The following is a 15,222-nucleotide window of genomic DNA, read 5'->3' on the forward strand; positions in this document are numbered from 1 at the left end:
TGGAATCGGTAGACACGAGGGACTTAAAATCCCTTGGCCATTGCGGCTGTGCGGGTTCAAGTCCCGCTTCGAGTACGTTAAGGGACGAATCGTGTTTCCCACGGTTCGTCTCTTTCTTTTTATCTCCGTTATCTATTGGATATGAATGCTTTAGAAGAAAGAATTGGGGGCACTCTTTTAGGTTCAATATGCTCGTTATTTTTGTCGTAGATAAATCCGTCAGGAAACACGAGTTTTTGTAGTCTTCTTCTTCCTTCTAACCCTTGCAATTTCCATAGTTCAAGTAAGTTAGAATATATCTTGGACTTCGACAAGATGAATTCCTAGAAACCTACGATTTATTGGATTTTTAGAATAAAAAATCATTTGTTGAGTAAAAATAGGGCGTTTTTCCCGAAAATTGCCTACTTTTGTATCGCACATGCACGAAGCATGTATAAGACATATAGAAGAAAGCGCATTTTCGCTATATTCCGTCGATGTGAACTTGGACACTTCACTGAAGTAATATCGGAATAAAGGGAAGAACGCTCTCCTTGTGTGTTGTATTCGTACATCTAACGAAATACATCCACAAGTGGGGCTGTTCATTCACCTATATCCATATTACAGGGAGTCCAAGCCCAACATCGAGGATTAGGTAGAATGGTGGCTCCACTTTCTTTTTATGCCTACAATCTCTAATTTTTAAAGCATCGTTGAGCCATAGATGTATAATTTTGTAATGGTAAAACGATTATCCTTAATTCTCTGCTTAGTGCTTTTAAACTCTATCCAATTTTATGCCCAATCGGTTTTTTACCAATTGGTCGAATCTGAAAAAATCTCATCATCTGTTGTTAAATTGTCATTGAAAGTCTATGGGAAGAATAAAAAGACAATAGATGCAGATGCACAATATGCAGCTATTAGGGTTGCTTTATTTGATGGGTGTCCTAATACCATGTATAATAAACCTTTGTTAGACGATGGGGAAACTACTTCATTTGAACAATATCCTTCTTATTTTGATGGCCTTTATAATTATCGCCTTAGCGATTTCATTGCTAGTTGTATAGCTGTTTCAAAGTTTAAAGGTGCAGATAAAAAGAAAGGTACATTATATGAAATTCAGGTGAAAGTCCTTCAATTAAAAAAAGATTTGGAGAAGAACGGTATTAAAAATAAAATAGGAATATGATTATGAAAAACATTGTTGCATTTTTATTGTGTATGCTTCCCTATTTGACAATGGAAGCACAGACGGTCGTACAGCCTAAAATAATGGTGATACCTTACACAAAGGAGGGTGAAGACATTAGAACCATTCTTGAGAATGACGAGAATAAGCGGATTGCTTTGGCTAAGATTAAAGAGGCTTTTGATGAGAGAGGTATAAATACAATTGATTTTGTAGCGAAACTGAAAGCCATTGAAAGTGCTAATGTCTTTAATATGGAAAATCAGTTAGACATAAAATCTCAAATTATAGACATGTCAGGTGCTGATATATATGTAGAAGCTGAAATCGTTTGTAATCAGAATTCCTCAGCCTCATCGAACAAATCTGAAACACGTATAAAAATAGTTATTACAGCCTATGATTGTGCAACAGGTGCTTCTTTATCAAATAAAATAGGTGAAAGTGGCACTTTTTATACGAATGATATAGCTAAATTGGCGATGAAAGCTATTACTTCTTGTGCAGATGATTTCCTACGGGTGATGCAAATGAAATTCTCTGATATATCAGAAAATGGACGTTCTTTAATGTTGCAGATTGGCTTTGAAGAAGGATCCATGTTTACAATGGAAAGTGAAGTAGGTACACAGGGGTTATTACTCCAAGACGAAATAGAATTATGGGTGGAGGCTCATTCTTATAATGGGAATTACCATTTACAAGGTGTCAGTCCTGTGAAAATGATTTTTGATGATATAAAATTACCATTGGTTGATGAAGCCACTGGAAATAACTACAGCACTAGTAAATTTGGTATTGAAATGTTGAAGTTCTTCCGTTCGTTGAATATACCAATTTCACGCAGTAATAAGGGAAACACATTGTATATAACCATAAAATAGGATATTATGAAGTCAAGAAGTACAGTTATTGGTTTGTTTCTGCTTGCATTTTCATATTCTTATTCACAAACAGTGAATGATATAAGTAAGGTTATGTTAGGTGTTCGTTTTCTAGACAATGCTTCACAAGAAACATTGGTCATGAAACAGCAACTGGAAAACAAACTGGTGATGTTTGCTACGCAGTCAGGATATTCATCATTTGGAGATAATAATTTTTTTATCTCTCCCAATGTTATTATCAATAGTATTGATGTTGCGGAAGGTGGAATGAAAAATGTATATGTGGTACAAGGTGAGTTGTTTTTGACAATTCAAGATGACGAAGATGGCACGGTATACTCTTCTAACTCTTTTTCTTTCAAAGGTTCTGCAACTAAAAAGGAAACAGCAATCAAAAATGCGGTTCTGAATATAAACTATAGTAAGGTTCAAAGTTTGTTTGATGGTGCGAAAGAAAAGATTCTTTCGTACTATGAGAAACAACGGGATGTTATATTTGCACGTGCAGAAATTTGTGCTAACAATGGGAGTTACGATGAAGCTATCACATGTTTGATGATGATTCCTGAAGAACTTACAGATATATATCTTCAAGCCATAGAGAAGGCCCAAAAAATATATGACATGAGGGCGAGAGCTATCCAACAACAGAAAATAAAAGAACGGTGCGATAGTAATGAAACGGTTCTTACCGAAGCAAATAGTTTGTTGGCCATGCACAAACCACAGGAAGCCTTAAAAACATTGTGGGCCTACCATTCGGGTAATGAAAATCAAAATGCACAGTACACCGAACTAATGAAGAAAGCCGAAGATTTAATTTCGGCCTCGGAACTTGAAGCTTTAAGAAAAGAAGAACGTGCCTATCAAGACAATAAACAACAACAGGAAAGGAAGTGGGATGAGTATACAAAAGAAACTGCCCACAAACGTAATATGGACAATAGGAATATGGACTTGAAAGAGCAACTAATAGAATCTGCTGAAAGGGGGGCTCATAACCAAATTAGTAAGGAAAAACAAGCCATTGCAGCAAGTGAAAAAGTCGCTTATTATAAAGCTAATGTTGATGCACAGAAAGTTGAAGACTTAAAAACTGTTGCTTGTGAATACATTCGCAATAATCCTAACCGCTATTATATCAAGGTGAAATACTAATGTCAAATTATAGCAAAAATGAAAAAGTTTAGTTTTTTATTGTGGTTTATACTTTCATTTATGGATGTATGCTCACAAACTGCAACTAATGCAGATGGAACTCTGAAATTCAGAGGCAATGTAGCAATCATTGTGGAAGGTCGTAGTCTTACCTTTCAGAATGGAACATTTGTGAAACAAGTCGAAGATGAAAATTTGCAAGCTTTAAAAACAGCCTTACGCACATTGTGTATGCAAGATTTTCAGAACATGTGTTTGGCGGTGGTAAATAGAGATGATGAGGCTTTCAAGCAGGTAGAACAACTCATCAGCGAAAATAAACTGGAAGACTATTTGGATGGCTTTTCTGTTTCAGCAAAGAGTCAAGGAGCCGATTATATTTTCTTAGTCGATATAACACAGTATGGTGAGGATAATTCAGCTACACAGTTTGATATCTCTACACGTCTAATGAATGTAGAAAATAATATGGGTTTCCATACTTTCTATCGTTCAGAAGCTATCTCACTGAATGATGAAAATGAGATGCAAAAAAAAGCAGCCAAAATTATAGATGATTTCCGTGCTTCTTTTCAAGACTTTTTATTGAATGTTTTCCCTGAACAATACTTCGTTGCAAAAGTAGATGGTAAAACATGGCAGTTAGGAGCCTACCAACCTAATGGTCGTATTCTTCCAACGGACAAATTTTATGCGTTCAGATTTCAGAAAGAAAAGATGAAGTTAGCACAAAATGAACTCCCGATACAAGTATTAGAGGAAGTTGCGATTTGTGAAAGACCATCGGTCAATGGAGGATATTTGCAGGTGAAATCTGATAACTTCGTATCGGATGTTTCAAATATTGTTCTATTTAGAAACTTGTCTCAGCCAGTTTTTCAGGGTGTAAACCAAATGACCATGACCTTTTTCGGTCTGAATTATGAGATGGATTCTTATGATGGCTTGATAAAAAGTCGTATAAACAATGCTGTATTTAGTGCTATAACTCGCCACGCTGGCTTACAACTTATAGAACATGACCATTTGTCAGAATTGAAAGAAGAACGTGAACTGCAAAAAGGCGAAGATTTCATTGATGGACATGTCGTAGAGCAAATGAAGGCTATTGGTGCAATGTATCTGATAAAGCTTGAGTCGTATCAACGAACGGAATTCCAAGTATCTTTAAAAATCTCCCTTATCTCGGTTGCAGAAAACCGTATTATAAGAACTGTGGATGTTAATACGTCTATTGACAATATAGAGAATGAAATGTATAAGCAAATTTGTGAAAGAATAGCTAATCCATGTGTAATTAAACTAATTGATAAAAATACGTTGGAAATGTCTTCATTACTTACTTTAAAAGATGGAGATGATTGTATTTTGGAAATGACAAAAGCTGTACAAAATCCAATGACTGGTGAGGTTTTATATTCAGTTGCGGAACTTTGTACATTGACATTTGAAGAATACAAAGGAAACAAATGTATTTTGTCAATTGATAAAATAAAGAGCAAAGAAGATATGGAAAATTTGGAGGCCAACTCCGCAAATGGATTTATAACATTCCGTGTTGATGGTACAAAAATCAAATCAGACCTTGATACAGAAAGTGATGTAAAAAAACAAGCAGGGAAAAAGAAAAAGTCAAAAAGCTCTATTTGGAATAAACTAAAAGAAGTAGGAAAAGAAGCTATTGACAACGTAAAAGTGAATATCAAATAACTTTAATTAATTTAAATAACTTTAATATGAAGAATTATAACATTAATGCAACAGGTCTAGTTGTACGGTTTCTTTGTGCTAACTGCCATGAAGAAGTAGTTTCTATGATTGAATCGTTACCAATCCCCAATTATGAATCGGAAACGATTGGAGATAGCGAAAATTCAGTTGAAGAAGAAATTCAATGTGAAAATTGCGGTTGTCAATACATTGTAAATCTCTACGCAAACATAACGGAAGGTCAAATTGACATAGTCAATGATGAAACAGGTGAGTGTATTGAAGATTTCCAAATTGAAGAAGTTTTTGAAATAAGCAAAAATGAATAAACGAAGTCTTTCTTTAATTCGTTTTGAATATATAATTGATGCGGATTGTTGTGAAACCAGTATGGTCGCCTCTGCCTAATGAGGAGGCTTTCATGATGATTTTCCCTTAATGTTCATTTCTGGTTATTTTTGAATATTTGGATTTGATAGAACTTGTTGTAATTCAATTTGATGGATATTTTGTTACAGCGGGTTTCAATCTTAAATATTCAAAAAAGCGAGATTGAGATGATTTTTGAATATCTGAAAACCTTTTACCTCTGCTGTATTGCGGAAATGCGGAGTGCGGAATTCATTGTTTGGTTCCGCACTTCGTTCTTCAGTCCTCTAAGGATATTAGCTGTTTAATGTCTATGTGATTTTCTTTTGAAGAAGACAAATGAAGTTTATGTAGTTTTTTGTATGGCTCCATGATACGGGTAATGGAGGTGTTTCTTGATACAAGGGTTCTAATTTTAGCATTAACCTCAGCTAATCATTTTGAACACAGCCCTTTATTGTATTAGGACATTTAACTAGAAGAAGTTATTCCGTATCTCCTTAGCTATATAGCGTCCCATCAGTTCTTGTCCCGGTTTGTCGGGATGCAGTCCATCGCGCAGATATCGTCCTTGTCCTGAGGGTTGCTCAAATTTCTCCGTAATGCCGCTATTGGCGTAGCAGTCTATCAACTGCACGGAGAGTGCCCGACATAATTCGCGCAGAATGGCGATTTTCTGTAAGTTCAGCGCATTGTGTTCAGGACTTCCGGTCTGTATTGGAGTACATACAAACACACGGCAGTCCGGATAATGTTCCAGTATTGTCTGAATAGCCCAACGTGCTCCTCCTGCCATGGTCGTAACATCCACCTCGTCGAGCGTCTTACTGCGTAAAGCTTCTTCGGCACTGCCTAAGTTGCGGTCATTTGTTCCCATAGAAAACACAAAGACGTCGGGTGCGGGATAAGCACCGCTTTCTACTTCGGCAATAAACTTCTGGATGTGCACTTTCGATACGTTGTTGTGGCGCATCTGCAATTCCTGCCTATCTTCTGTAGGTTGCCATCCTCCTGAAATGCCGGCAAATCCGTCGCATCCAAAATCTTGTGTATCGGCGTGGCATGCCCATGTGGCAGAGCCTACCGCCACATTGTGATGGGTGGCAAATCCAAGCTTATCGACCACCGTTTTCGACCACTGCTCGCCTGCGGTGATACTGTTTCCATCACATCCGAAATTCAGCTTACTGAAGTCCGGATAAAGAGACTGTGCATGTAATGCTGTTCCCATCCAAATCAGAATTTCCAGAATTATCAATCTATTCATCTTCTTATTAGAATAAAAAATTAAGAGAAACGTTCTATAATTTCCATACACATCCGTCCATTATGATACGGACATTTCCAAAAGCCTGCCTTGTCGTCGTCGGTGTTTACCGTACCGTCGGCACGCACGCTCCAGTGCCATTCGCCATGTTCGTTGTCGATGAGTTTTTTGCGGATGAACTCCCAACAGCGGAAGGCCTTTTGCATCGCTACCTCGTCGTCAAAATACTGATACAGGTTGGCATGACCCACCACGCACTCTGCCTGTACCCACCAATGGCGGTCGGTATCCACCTTGCCGGTGTTTGTGAAAGCTTCGTAAATCATGCTGCCGTCAGGGGCCAGCCCTTCATCGGCGGCGGCAGCGATGTATTCCACCAGTGGTTCCACCTTGTCCAATACCGCCTTGTCGCCCAGCACCAGGGCGGCTTCGTGCAGCAACCACGAGGCTTCTATGTCGTGCCCGTAGGAGACGATGCGGTATTTGCTCACCCAATCGTCGTTGAAGAAGAGTTCCAGATGTCCTGTTCCGGGGTTTAGAATCTTGTCGGTGAAGAGAGTGATAAGGTTGCGGAGCTGCTTCTCCAGCCGTTCGTCTTTCCAGATGCGGAACAGATTGGTGTATGGTTCCAAAATGTGCAGGTGGGTATTCATTGTCTTACGCTCATTCTCGTCTTTAGCGCTCAGGCGCATATCGGCAATCTCACTCCACTCGCGGGTCATTGCCTCGCAATAGCCGTTCCTCATGGGGTCGAAGCTGTGTTCTTCGATGCATAGGAACAGGCGGATGGCATAGTCCAACGCCTCCTGGTCGCCGGTGGCACGGGCATATTCGCTCAGTCCGTAGATGGCAAATCCCAAGGCGTAAATCTGTTTCTTGGTATCAAGAGGCTCTCCTTTGCAGTCGAGCGACCAATAGACTCCGCCAAATTCTTCATCATAGAAATGGTCGATAATGAACCGTTTGGCGCGTGTGGCCATTTCCAAGTATTCGGGCTTTTTCAGCAGTCGGTAAGCTGCCGAGAATGTCCATAGAATGCGGGCGTTCAAGATAGCCCCCTTCTCGGCTTCGGGTTTCAGCTCCTCGCGTCCCGTGATGCGGCCGTAGAAACCGCCGTTCACTTCATCGGGCATTCTGTTCATCCAATAGGGGAGAATGTTGGAGACCAATACTTCCTGCATCTCCTGCTTCATCTTCTTTGTATCCATGGGCAAGTTCGGATTTCAGATTTATAATTTCAGATTTATGAGTTGTCAATTGTTCTTGTTTCTTCTTGCTTTCAGCTCAGCATTGATGGCCTCCATCCGCTTCTTGTTCAGCGGATAGATGAATACGATTACGATGGAAAAGGCGGCAATCGCAGCAGGAATGAAACTCATCAGGTACTTCAAGCCATTTAAGGCTTCGGGGCTCTGCACGGCATTCTCTGTCGTGTTGTAGCCGAAGAGTGCCAGTAAGACCATCACCGCCCAGCCGGCAAACGCACCGCCGAATTTCTGGGCCATGGAGCCGGAAGAGAATATCAGTCCGGTGGAAGCTGTTCCGTCTTTTTGCTCCGCATAGTCGGCCACATCGGCATACATGCTCCAGATAAGCGGGGAAATGATGCCCGTGAAGATGGAAATCAGCACCTGGAAAATCAGCATCAGCCACCAGCCTGCCGCATTGTTCGGTATAAAGAAGAAGAGCACACTGAAGAGAACCAAGCAAACTAAAGAGAGCGTGTAAGTGGACTTCTTGCCGAGCCTGATAGAAAGGGGAACTGCCAATGCCACTCCCACCATGTTGCACACCTCGCCCACCATCAGGAACAATCCGGCATAAAGCACCAGATTGAAGAAGCCGAAATCGAGGAAGGCGTTGGCGCTGACGTAGTCTTTGAAGAAATAGGCCGCTGTGGCACCCCGCACGGTATTGAAGAAGTTAGAGAGCAGGGCAGCACCGTTCAATATCCACCAGGGGGAGTTGCGGACAAGGGATTTTACATCCTTGCCTATGGACTCGGCGGCCGCGCTCTTGACATGTTCGCGCGTCATGCTGAAACAGAGCAGGAACCCCAGGAAGCAGAGCGTGGCAATGCATATCATGGCATACTGCCAACTGGTAGCGCTGCTGTAATCCATCGACTTGAACCAGTTGCACAACGGCTCCCATGCCCCCAAAGCGATGAAGCTGCCGCCGTATGCAAAGAACATGCGATAGGAGGAGAAAACCGTTTTCGTGTTCGAATCGTCCGTCATCACTCCCAGCATAGCTCCATAGGGCACATTGATGCCTGTATATACCGTCATCATCAGGATGTAGGTGACGTAAGCCCATATCAGTTTGCCCGTCGTGTCCAGCTCAGGGGTTGTAAACAGCAGGATGCCCGCAATGGCGAAAGGGGCCGCTATCCACAGCAGATAGGGGCGGTATTTGCCCCAACGCGTATGGGTGCGGTCTGCAAGGACTCCCATCATCGGGTCGGACACTGCATCCCAGATGCGTGTCACCAACATCAGCAATCCGGCATCAGCCAGACTCAGACCAAAAATATTGGAATAGAAGAACGGTAAATAGTAGGAGAATATCTTCCAGAACATAGAGGAGGACATATCCCCAAAACCATATCCGATTTTCTCTTTCAGTGTTGCCATGGTAAATTGTATTTCAGATTTATGATTTTCAGATTGATGATTTATGACCTGTTGGCGGAATTGAATCTGCAAGAAAATAGCTTCTGCAATCCCCTATATTCCCCGGTTTGACAGACACTTGTGTCTGTCGTCTCAAACACTTGTGTCTGTCAGCTTGAACACAAGTGTCTGTCACGTTGGACACAAGTGTCTGTCGTTTCATTTTTCAACGACTGATAATCAGTGTGTTATAAATCGCCGGGAAGCGGGCCTGCAAATTAATTCCGCCAATGGGTATTTATGACTTCAGGCTGGTACGCTGCTGAAGTCTGGAATCATCTGTCTAAAATCTTTAGGTTTTTGTCAATAAGTTTTTTCAATGTTTCTACCGAAGCCGAAGAGCGTAGGCCGTCGGCAGGCGTATTCATGCAGTAATCCACCAGTTTGTCAATGGTGGAAGTGGCCACGTGCATCCGGGTGTCGGAGGAGGCGTAATAGATGAACACCTTACCGTCTTCATCGGCAATCCATCCGTTGGTGAACAGCACGTTGCTTACGTCGCCAATCCGCTCTTCGCCTTCGGGTACCATGAAGGCACCGGCGGGAGCGGCAATCACCCGGGTCGGGTCTTCCAAAGAGGTCATGTACATGTAGAGTACGTAACGCAGCCCCGCAGCACAACCGCGCACGCCGTGTGCCAGATGCAACCATCCTTTTGCTGTCTTGATGGGATGCGGGCCTTCACCGTTTTTCACCTCCTTGATGGTGTGGTAGTAGCGTTGGTCGATAATTTTCTCTTCCTTTACTTCGGCGTGGGTGATGTCATCTACCAATGCCCAACCGATGCCGCCACCGCTGCCTGCGTCGATGAAGCCGTCCTGTGGACGGGTGTAGAGGGCATATTTGCCGTCCACGAATTCGGGATGCAGCACCACGTTGCGTTGCTGGCTCTTGCTTTTCAGGTCGGGCAGGCGTTCCCAGTTCTTCAAGTCTTTGGTGCGGGCGATGGCGGCTGTGGCAGTGGCCGATGACAAGTCGCCGGCAGGGGCGTTGTCGTCGTGGCGTTCGGCGCAGAAGATGCCGTAAATCCATCCGTCTTCATGAGCCGTGAGGCGCATGTCATATACATTGGTGGCGGGAACCGCCTCTTCGGGCATCGTGACCGGATAGTCCCAGAAGCGGAAATTGTCTATGCCGTTGGGACTTTCGGCCACGGCAAAGAACGACTTGCGGTCGGCGCCTTCCACGCGCACCACCAGCAGATACTTCCCGTTCCACTTGATGGCGCCTGAGTTCAGGGCTGCATTCACGCCGATGCGTTCCATCAGGCAGGGATTGGTCTTTTCGTCCAGGTCATATCGCCAGAACACCGGGGTGTGTGCGGCTGTCACTATCGGGTATTTATAACGGGTGATTATACCGTTGCCGTCTTCTACGGCTACATTCTTTCTAGCAATCAGTTCTTCGTGCTTTTGGAAAAGCTTCTCCACCTTGTCTTTAAAAGTTTCCATAAGATTGTTGTATGTCTGTTATCGAAGTTTGTTTTTTCTTGAGATTGATTATTCATATAGTTTGACGTCTGCCGCGAACAGCGTCCGGGGATTCTTGTAGAACTCTACGAAGTCGGCCGCAGAAGCCTGTCCTGGGTAGGGGGCGTAGTAGTGAGTCACCTTTTCGCGAGCGTTGCGCCATACCAGTACGTATGCTACCGGATATTTCTCGAGTGCAGGTAGCAGGGTTCCCGTCCACCACTTGTCATCGGGAATGCCTTCATAACCGATTTCGGTAACGGCAATCACCTTGTCGTGTGTCTTGGCAACGCTGTCCGTGATGGCCAGCATACGGTCCACACCTGCCAGGAATACATTGCGGTCGAACTGATACGTATCGAAACCAAGCACGTCAATCAGCTCATCGCCCGGATAGCGTTTCAGGAATTGGGTGGTGTCTTGCGGTTCGGCCCCCGGTGAGTAGGCATACAGGGCATTGTCCACGCCTTTGGCTTGCAGGCTTTCTACCGTCATGCGCCACAAGGCTTTGTATTCTTCAGGGGTGCACAACTTCTCTCCCCACCAGAACCAACTGCCGGTATGCTCGTGCCAGGGGCGAAAGAGTACAGGCACCTTGGTTCCGTCGGCCGTTTGCAGGGATAGCAGGAAATCGGCGACCCCGTCCAGCCATCCGGCAAACTTCCGGTGATGCTCTCCGCCGGGCAGGATGGACTTTACTACCGTGGTGTCCGAAACATCCCAAGCATCGCCGTCTGTCTTCGGATTGCGTGCGTGCCAGCTGAGCGAGACCATGCCTCCTCGCTGATATTGGTTGATAATCTCTTGTCTGATTTTAGCAAAGGGAACCTTGTCCAGGTTGGCCGCATTTCCCAGCTCCAGCTCTCCCAAATCGAAGCTGATGACAGCCGGATAGTCGCCGCATACGCTGTTCACGTCCGAGCGGCCTTCGTCCCCTTCCCATCCGATGCCATATACCGTATCGTCGTGATGGCCGAACATTACGCCTCGCGAAGAGGTTGCTTTCAGATTGGATAGCAGATTTTCCGTTTCCGGTGTACGATTCGAAGCTGTTTCTTTGTTCGCAGCCTGTTCTTTTTGGGGAGAACCGCCACAAGCGACCAACATACCGGTCGCCAAAAGTACCGTAGTAAATTTAAGTTTTTTCATATACATGCTTTTCAGTGGGCATTATGTAATTATTCACGGCACAAAGATAGCGGATTGTATGTTGCCGGAATGATACAATTTTATCCCATTGTTGTATGAAAAAACACACTATTCACGCACGCTTACCGAAATGCGCTTGGGAGAGACGATGCTCTGTTCCACTTTCCGTTGCTCCAACTCTACAGGCTTGTCGGTAAATTCGGGTACATTATACGAGGTAATCAGGCGGTCGTAGTATTCGTACGGATTCTTCTGAGGCAGCAGGAACGGTTTCCCTATGGTGCCGTGCTCGTCCATGCTTGCCAGATACAGGCGTGTATAAAGTCCGTCGTCCCGGCGGCTGCTGAAGACGAACCAGCGCGAATTGCTGCTCCAGTTGTGGAAGCTCTCCGTGTCGTCGCTGTTTACTTCTTCTATCGGGCGCATGGTTCCGTCTTGCAGGTTCAGCAGCCACAAGTCGGCCTCCTTGTGCCAAATGGAGAAGTTGCCATAGTCCGACAGCGTGAACATGATGTATTTCCCGTCATACGAAGGTCGGGGGAAGGAGATGCTTTTCTTCATTGCCGCCGCATTGACCAGCGTGTCTATCCGTTCGCCGAATGTCCCGTCCGATGGATGAAAGTCGATGCTGCACAGGTTATAGCGTATTTCGTTGTATTCGGCCGGTATCGGCTTGGCTTCCGCAGAACAGAAGTACAATTTGTTTCCGTCGGGCGAGAAGACCGGGAACGTTTCAAATGCCTCTTTCTGCTGCAACAGGGGCGATAACAAGAGTTCGTGCGTCTTGGGATGATAGACCACTACATCCGACTCCAGGTCGAACACCTCTATCCGTTCGTCTTTCACCACATGGAACGACTGCCGGGTGTTGTTGACGGAATAGGCGATATACTCCCCGCCCGGATGCCAATAGGGATATACGCCGGCCGACAGCGTAGAGTCGGTCTTGGTGTTCAGCATCTCCCGTTCTCCGTCAATCTGCATCAGGGTCCCTCCGTTCTTTCCACGGATGTGCAGGCTCAGGCGGTCCGGATTCGTCCGGTTGAAGGCGTGGCAGTTCAGGCACATGCCGGGCACCATCGTATTCTCCAGCAACGGACGTTCGTCGAAGGAGGAGAGGTCACGCTCGTAGATGCCCATCTTGCTATATACTTCATATCCCGGAGCCAGTTTGCGATAAACCAGCCCATAGTCGATGGGGTAGGGGCTGATGTACATGGAAAAAGGACGGTATTGTTTCCACGTTCCCTTTTCCCTGACGCAGACCGTGAACCGGAGGCTGTCGCCCTTGTTCGCTTTCAAAAGCGCCTGCCATTCTTTTTGCGGGAATGATACTATTTTATCATTTACGTGCAGTTCTCCGGTTTTGCTGCCGGTCACTGTCACATCCACCCGTTCATATTCTCCGCCGATGCAATGGAAGTTCATGGGGGCGATGGTGGCGGGGATGGTTACGCCGATATAATCGGGATAAATTGCCGGACATTCGTCCACCTTTTCCGGAGAGGTCACCGGGGTGCTACAAGCGGCAAGGCAGCATGTGGCCCATATATAAACAGCTATCTTTTTCATCATTCTTCTTTCTTCTTTTTACTTCTTTAGTAACAAATAGTTCCAATAGGTGTGCCCGAAGCGCGACTGCAACAATTGCTTCGCATCCGGTTGCGTCATATAGATTTGAGCAAATTCCGTCACATCCTGCATCACCCGTTTTGAAATGCTCCACGGCATTCCCTGGAAGTTCTTGTGCGACTGGGTCCATACATAGACCAGCGCTTCCTGATAACTGCGGGGGATATGGTCGTAACCGGCATGCTTGCCCAAGGGATAGTACTTCATGAAACTTTCCATGTCACGCTTTTGCAGGACGTATGCCAACATATATTCAAACGCCATCCGGTTCCGGTGATTGTGTTGATACAGCAGTCCAAGCATAATATCCACCTCCCGGTCGCTGAACAGAAAATCTTCCGTATATCGTATCTGTCTCAGCCAGCCCCACTCCTTATGCGCGTTGATTTTCTCTTCGTTATAGAGATAGGTCATGGTCTCTTCGGCCCACTTCTTATAGAAAAGGGTTTTCGCCAGCATCCGCAGGTATTTGGCGGCTACCTCATATTGTCCGTTTATCAGGTTGGTCTCTGCCAGACGCTTGAAGCAACGACCGCTTTTATTGAAGTTCGGAATCGACTCCATCGCTTCGAAGGTGAAACGTTGTGCCGTATTAATCATTCCCAGATGATAGTATGCTTCACTTGTGGGCAGCGGAGAGGTGAAATCGCGCTGAAACTCCGGCAGCAACCCTTCCGTCCCGTTCTGGTAGAACTCAAACATGCGGTCGCCCATCTGTCCGGTCTTGCCCAAAGCAAGGTTCAGGCAAGTCACGCCGAAGGGGGAGGTCGGTGACCGCTTTTCCGCTTTCCCGATAATCGCCTGCCACTGCTTGTTGCGTACCAATTGGTCATATTCCATCGCCTCTTCCTTGTCCGGGTCGTAGCCGGAAACCACAGCATACCAACCGGACAGGGCCACGCCCACCGTCAGCAGGCTTCCATACCATGCTTTTTTCTGCTTTACAGCCGGGAGAGCTGCCATCACGAAGGGAAGAACCACCAATGCCAGTGCAATTGCAATCTCCATTCCGAGCACAGGAACCGGAAAGCGGTAATACCCAATCCCCGTCATCAGCCGATATACCGGATATTGTACCCATATACTTGCCAATAACGGACAGCAGATGCCCCACAGCCCGATGCCTCCACAGAGGCCGATACCTTCACAAACACTCCTGCTCTTGAGGAACAACCGGAATTCGCGCACCACGACCCATCCCATGAATATGAAATGAACCGCACCTGCCGTCCAATAAAGGAGTGGGAGAGCCGTCAGAATATAGACGATGCGTTTCCATGTCCCTTTTACCATCGTGCATAAATAAGATACGGCCAATGCCAACAGCAACGATACCGTCCCCGAAAGCATCGCGTTTTCATCTTCCATGAAGCACCACAACAGCATCATGGGCAAGAAACTCAAGGGGTAATAGACATCGGCCGCACCCTGTTCTTTGGCCAATCTCCAGACCAGGCGTTGCAGCACCACATACACGACAGCCAAAATAGCCGCCCCCGCCCACGTATAGTAATAGAACTGCGTCAGAAATTCGGCGATATATTCGGCAAAGCCACCGGGAACGGCTACCCGTTCCCACCAATAGTCCGCATCGAACAAGAAGAGCTGGAACTGTTCCTGGTAGGCCAGATGAGCCGGATAGGCGGTGCCCCAAAAGAGGAGTGCCACGACCCCGAAAAGAACGGAAAGTCCCGGTTTCCAGCTGTTTTTCAGTAATACATTCATA

12 protein-coding genes are annotated in these 15,222 nt (G+C 45.3%); 5 read left to right on the plus strand and 7 right to left on the minus strand.

The window, feature by feature from the left end:
• Positions 1-724: 724 nt before the first annotated feature.
• The 5 genes from K2G43_RS06455 to K2G43_RS06475 are packed head-to-tail and all read left to right on the plus strand — an operon-like array spanning position 725 to position 5,264.
• Positions 725-1,180, plus strand: coding sequence for a hypothetical protein (locus K2G43_RS06455; protein WP_300153624.1), 456 nt, complete (start codon positions 725-727; stop codon positions 1,178-1,180).
• A gap of 2 nt (positions 1,181-1,182) precedes the next feature.
• Positions 1,183-2,064, plus strand: coding sequence for a DUF6175 family protein (locus K2G43_RS06460; RefSeq protein ID WP_300153626.1), 882 nt, complete (start codon positions 1,183-1,185; stop codon positions 2,062-2,064).
• Between the two features lie 6 nt (positions 2,065-2,070).
• Complete coding sequence (locus K2G43_RS06465; protein WP_300153628.1) at positions 2,071-3,225, plus strand: hypothetical protein; 1,155 nt, start codon at positions 2,071-2,073, stop codon at positions 3,223-3,225.
• 18 nt (positions 3,226-3,243) lie between these two features.
• Entirely contained in the window at positions 3,244-4,935 is a 1,692-nt protein-coding gene (locus K2G43_RS06470) for a hypothetical protein (protein WP_300153630.1), read from the plus strand.
• 26 nt (positions 4,936-4,961) lie between these two features.
• Entirely contained in the window at positions 4,962-5,264 is a 303-nt protein-coding gene (locus K2G43_RS06475) for a hypothetical protein (protein WP_300153632.1), read from the plus strand.
• 515 nt (positions 5,265-5,779) lie between these two features.
• Here K2G43_RS06475 and K2G43_RS06480 read toward each other — a convergent pair.
• The 7 genes from K2G43_RS06480 to K2G43_RS06510 form a co-directional block, all read right to left on the minus strand.
• The gene (locus K2G43_RS06480; RefSeq protein ID WP_297642442.1) at positions 5,780-6,571 is read right to left on the minus strand and encodes an SGNH/GDSL hydrolase family protein; all 792 of its coding nucleotides are present in this window, start codon (positions 6,569-6,571) and stop codon (positions 5,780-5,782) included.
• 20 nt (positions 6,572-6,591) lie between these two features.
• Positions 6,592-7,779, minus strand: a complete 1,188-nt coding sequence (locus K2G43_RS06485) for an AGE family epimerase/isomerase (protein WP_300153634.1) — start codon at positions 7,777-7,779, stop codon at positions 6,592-6,594.
• Between the two features lie 45 nt (positions 7,780-7,824).
• Positions 7,825-9,207, minus strand: a complete 1,383-nt coding sequence (locus K2G43_RS06490) for an MFS transporter (protein ID WP_300153636.1) — start codon at positions 9,205-9,207, stop codon at positions 7,825-7,827.
• Positions 9,208-9,521: 314 nt separating this feature from the next.
• Complete coding sequence (locus tag K2G43_RS06495; RefSeq protein ID WP_300153638.1) at positions 9,522-10,697, minus strand: glycosidase; 1,176 nt, start codon at positions 10,695-10,697, stop codon at positions 9,522-9,524.
• A 48-nt stretch (positions 10,698-10,745) separates the two neighbouring features.
• Positions 10,746-11,864: a glycosyl hydrolase gene (locus tag K2G43_RS06500; RefSeq protein WP_297644211.1), complete on the minus strand. Its 1,119-nt coding sequence runs from the start codon at positions 11,862-11,864 to the stop codon at positions 10,746-10,748.
• A gap of 108 nt (positions 11,865-11,972) precedes the next feature.
• A complete protein-coding gene (locus tag K2G43_RS06505) occupies positions 11,973-13,436 on the minus strand; it encodes a hypothetical protein (RefSeq protein WP_300153652.1) in 1,464 nt (487 codons plus the stop codon).
• Between the two features lie 18 nt (positions 13,437-13,454).
• The gene (locus K2G43_RS06510; RefSeq protein WP_300153640.1) at positions 13,455-15,221 is read right to left on the minus strand and encodes a DUF6057 family protein; all 1,767 of its coding nucleotides are present in this window, start codon (positions 15,219-15,221) and stop codon (positions 13,455-13,457) included.
• Between the last annotated feature and the right edge of the window lies 1 nt (position 15,222).

It is taken from the genome of Bacteroides sp. (assembly GCF_029057325.1).
GTDB lineage: Bacteria > Bacteroidota > Bacteroidia > Bacteroidales > Bacteroidaceae > Bacteroides.

Coding starts and splice junctions, on each gene's coding strand:
- K2G43_RS06455 (WP_300153624.1), top strand. CDS start 725: ATGGTAAAACGATTATCCTTAATTCTCTGCTTAGTGCTTTTAAACTCT.
- K2G43_RS06460 (WP_300153626.1), top strand. CDS start 1,183: ATGAAAAACATTGTTGCATTTTTATTGTGTATGCTTCCCTATTTGACA.
- K2G43_RS06465 (WP_300153628.1), top strand. CDS start 2,071: ATGAAGTCAAGAAGTACAGTTATTGGTTTGTTTCTGCTTGCATTTTCA.
- K2G43_RS06470 (WP_300153630.1), top strand. CDS start 3,244: ATGAAAAAGTTTAGTTTTTTATTGTGGTTTATACTTTCATTTATGGAT.
- K2G43_RS06475 (WP_300153632.1), top strand. CDS start 4,962: ATGAAGAATTATAACATTAATGCAACAGGTCTAGTTGTACGGTTTCTT.
- K2G43_RS06480 (WP_297642442.1), bottom strand. CDS start 6,571: ATGAATAGATTGATAATTCTGGAAATTCTGATTTGGATGGGAACAGCA.
- K2G43_RS06485 (WP_300153634.1), bottom strand. CDS start 7,779: ATGGATACAAAGAAGATGAAGCAGGAGATGCAGGAAGTATTGGTCTCC.
- K2G43_RS06490 (WP_300153636.1), bottom strand. CDS start 9,207: ATGGCAACACTGAAAGAGAAAATCGGATATGGTTTTGGGGATATGTCC.
- K2G43_RS06495 (WP_300153638.1), bottom strand. CDS start 10,697: ATGGAAACTTTTAAAGACAAGGTGGAGAAGCTTTTCCAAAAGCACGAA.
- K2G43_RS06500 (WP_297644211.1), bottom strand. CDS start 11,864: ATGAAAAAACTTAAATTTACTACGGTACTTTTGGCGACCGGTATGTTG.
- K2G43_RS06505 (WP_300153652.1), bottom strand. CDS start 13,436: ATGAAAAAGATAGCTGTTTATATATGGGCCACATGCTGCCTTGCCGCT.
- K2G43_RS06510 (WP_300153640.1), bottom strand. CDS start 15,221: ATGAATGTATTACTGAAAAACAGCTGGAAACCGGGACTTTCCGTTCTT.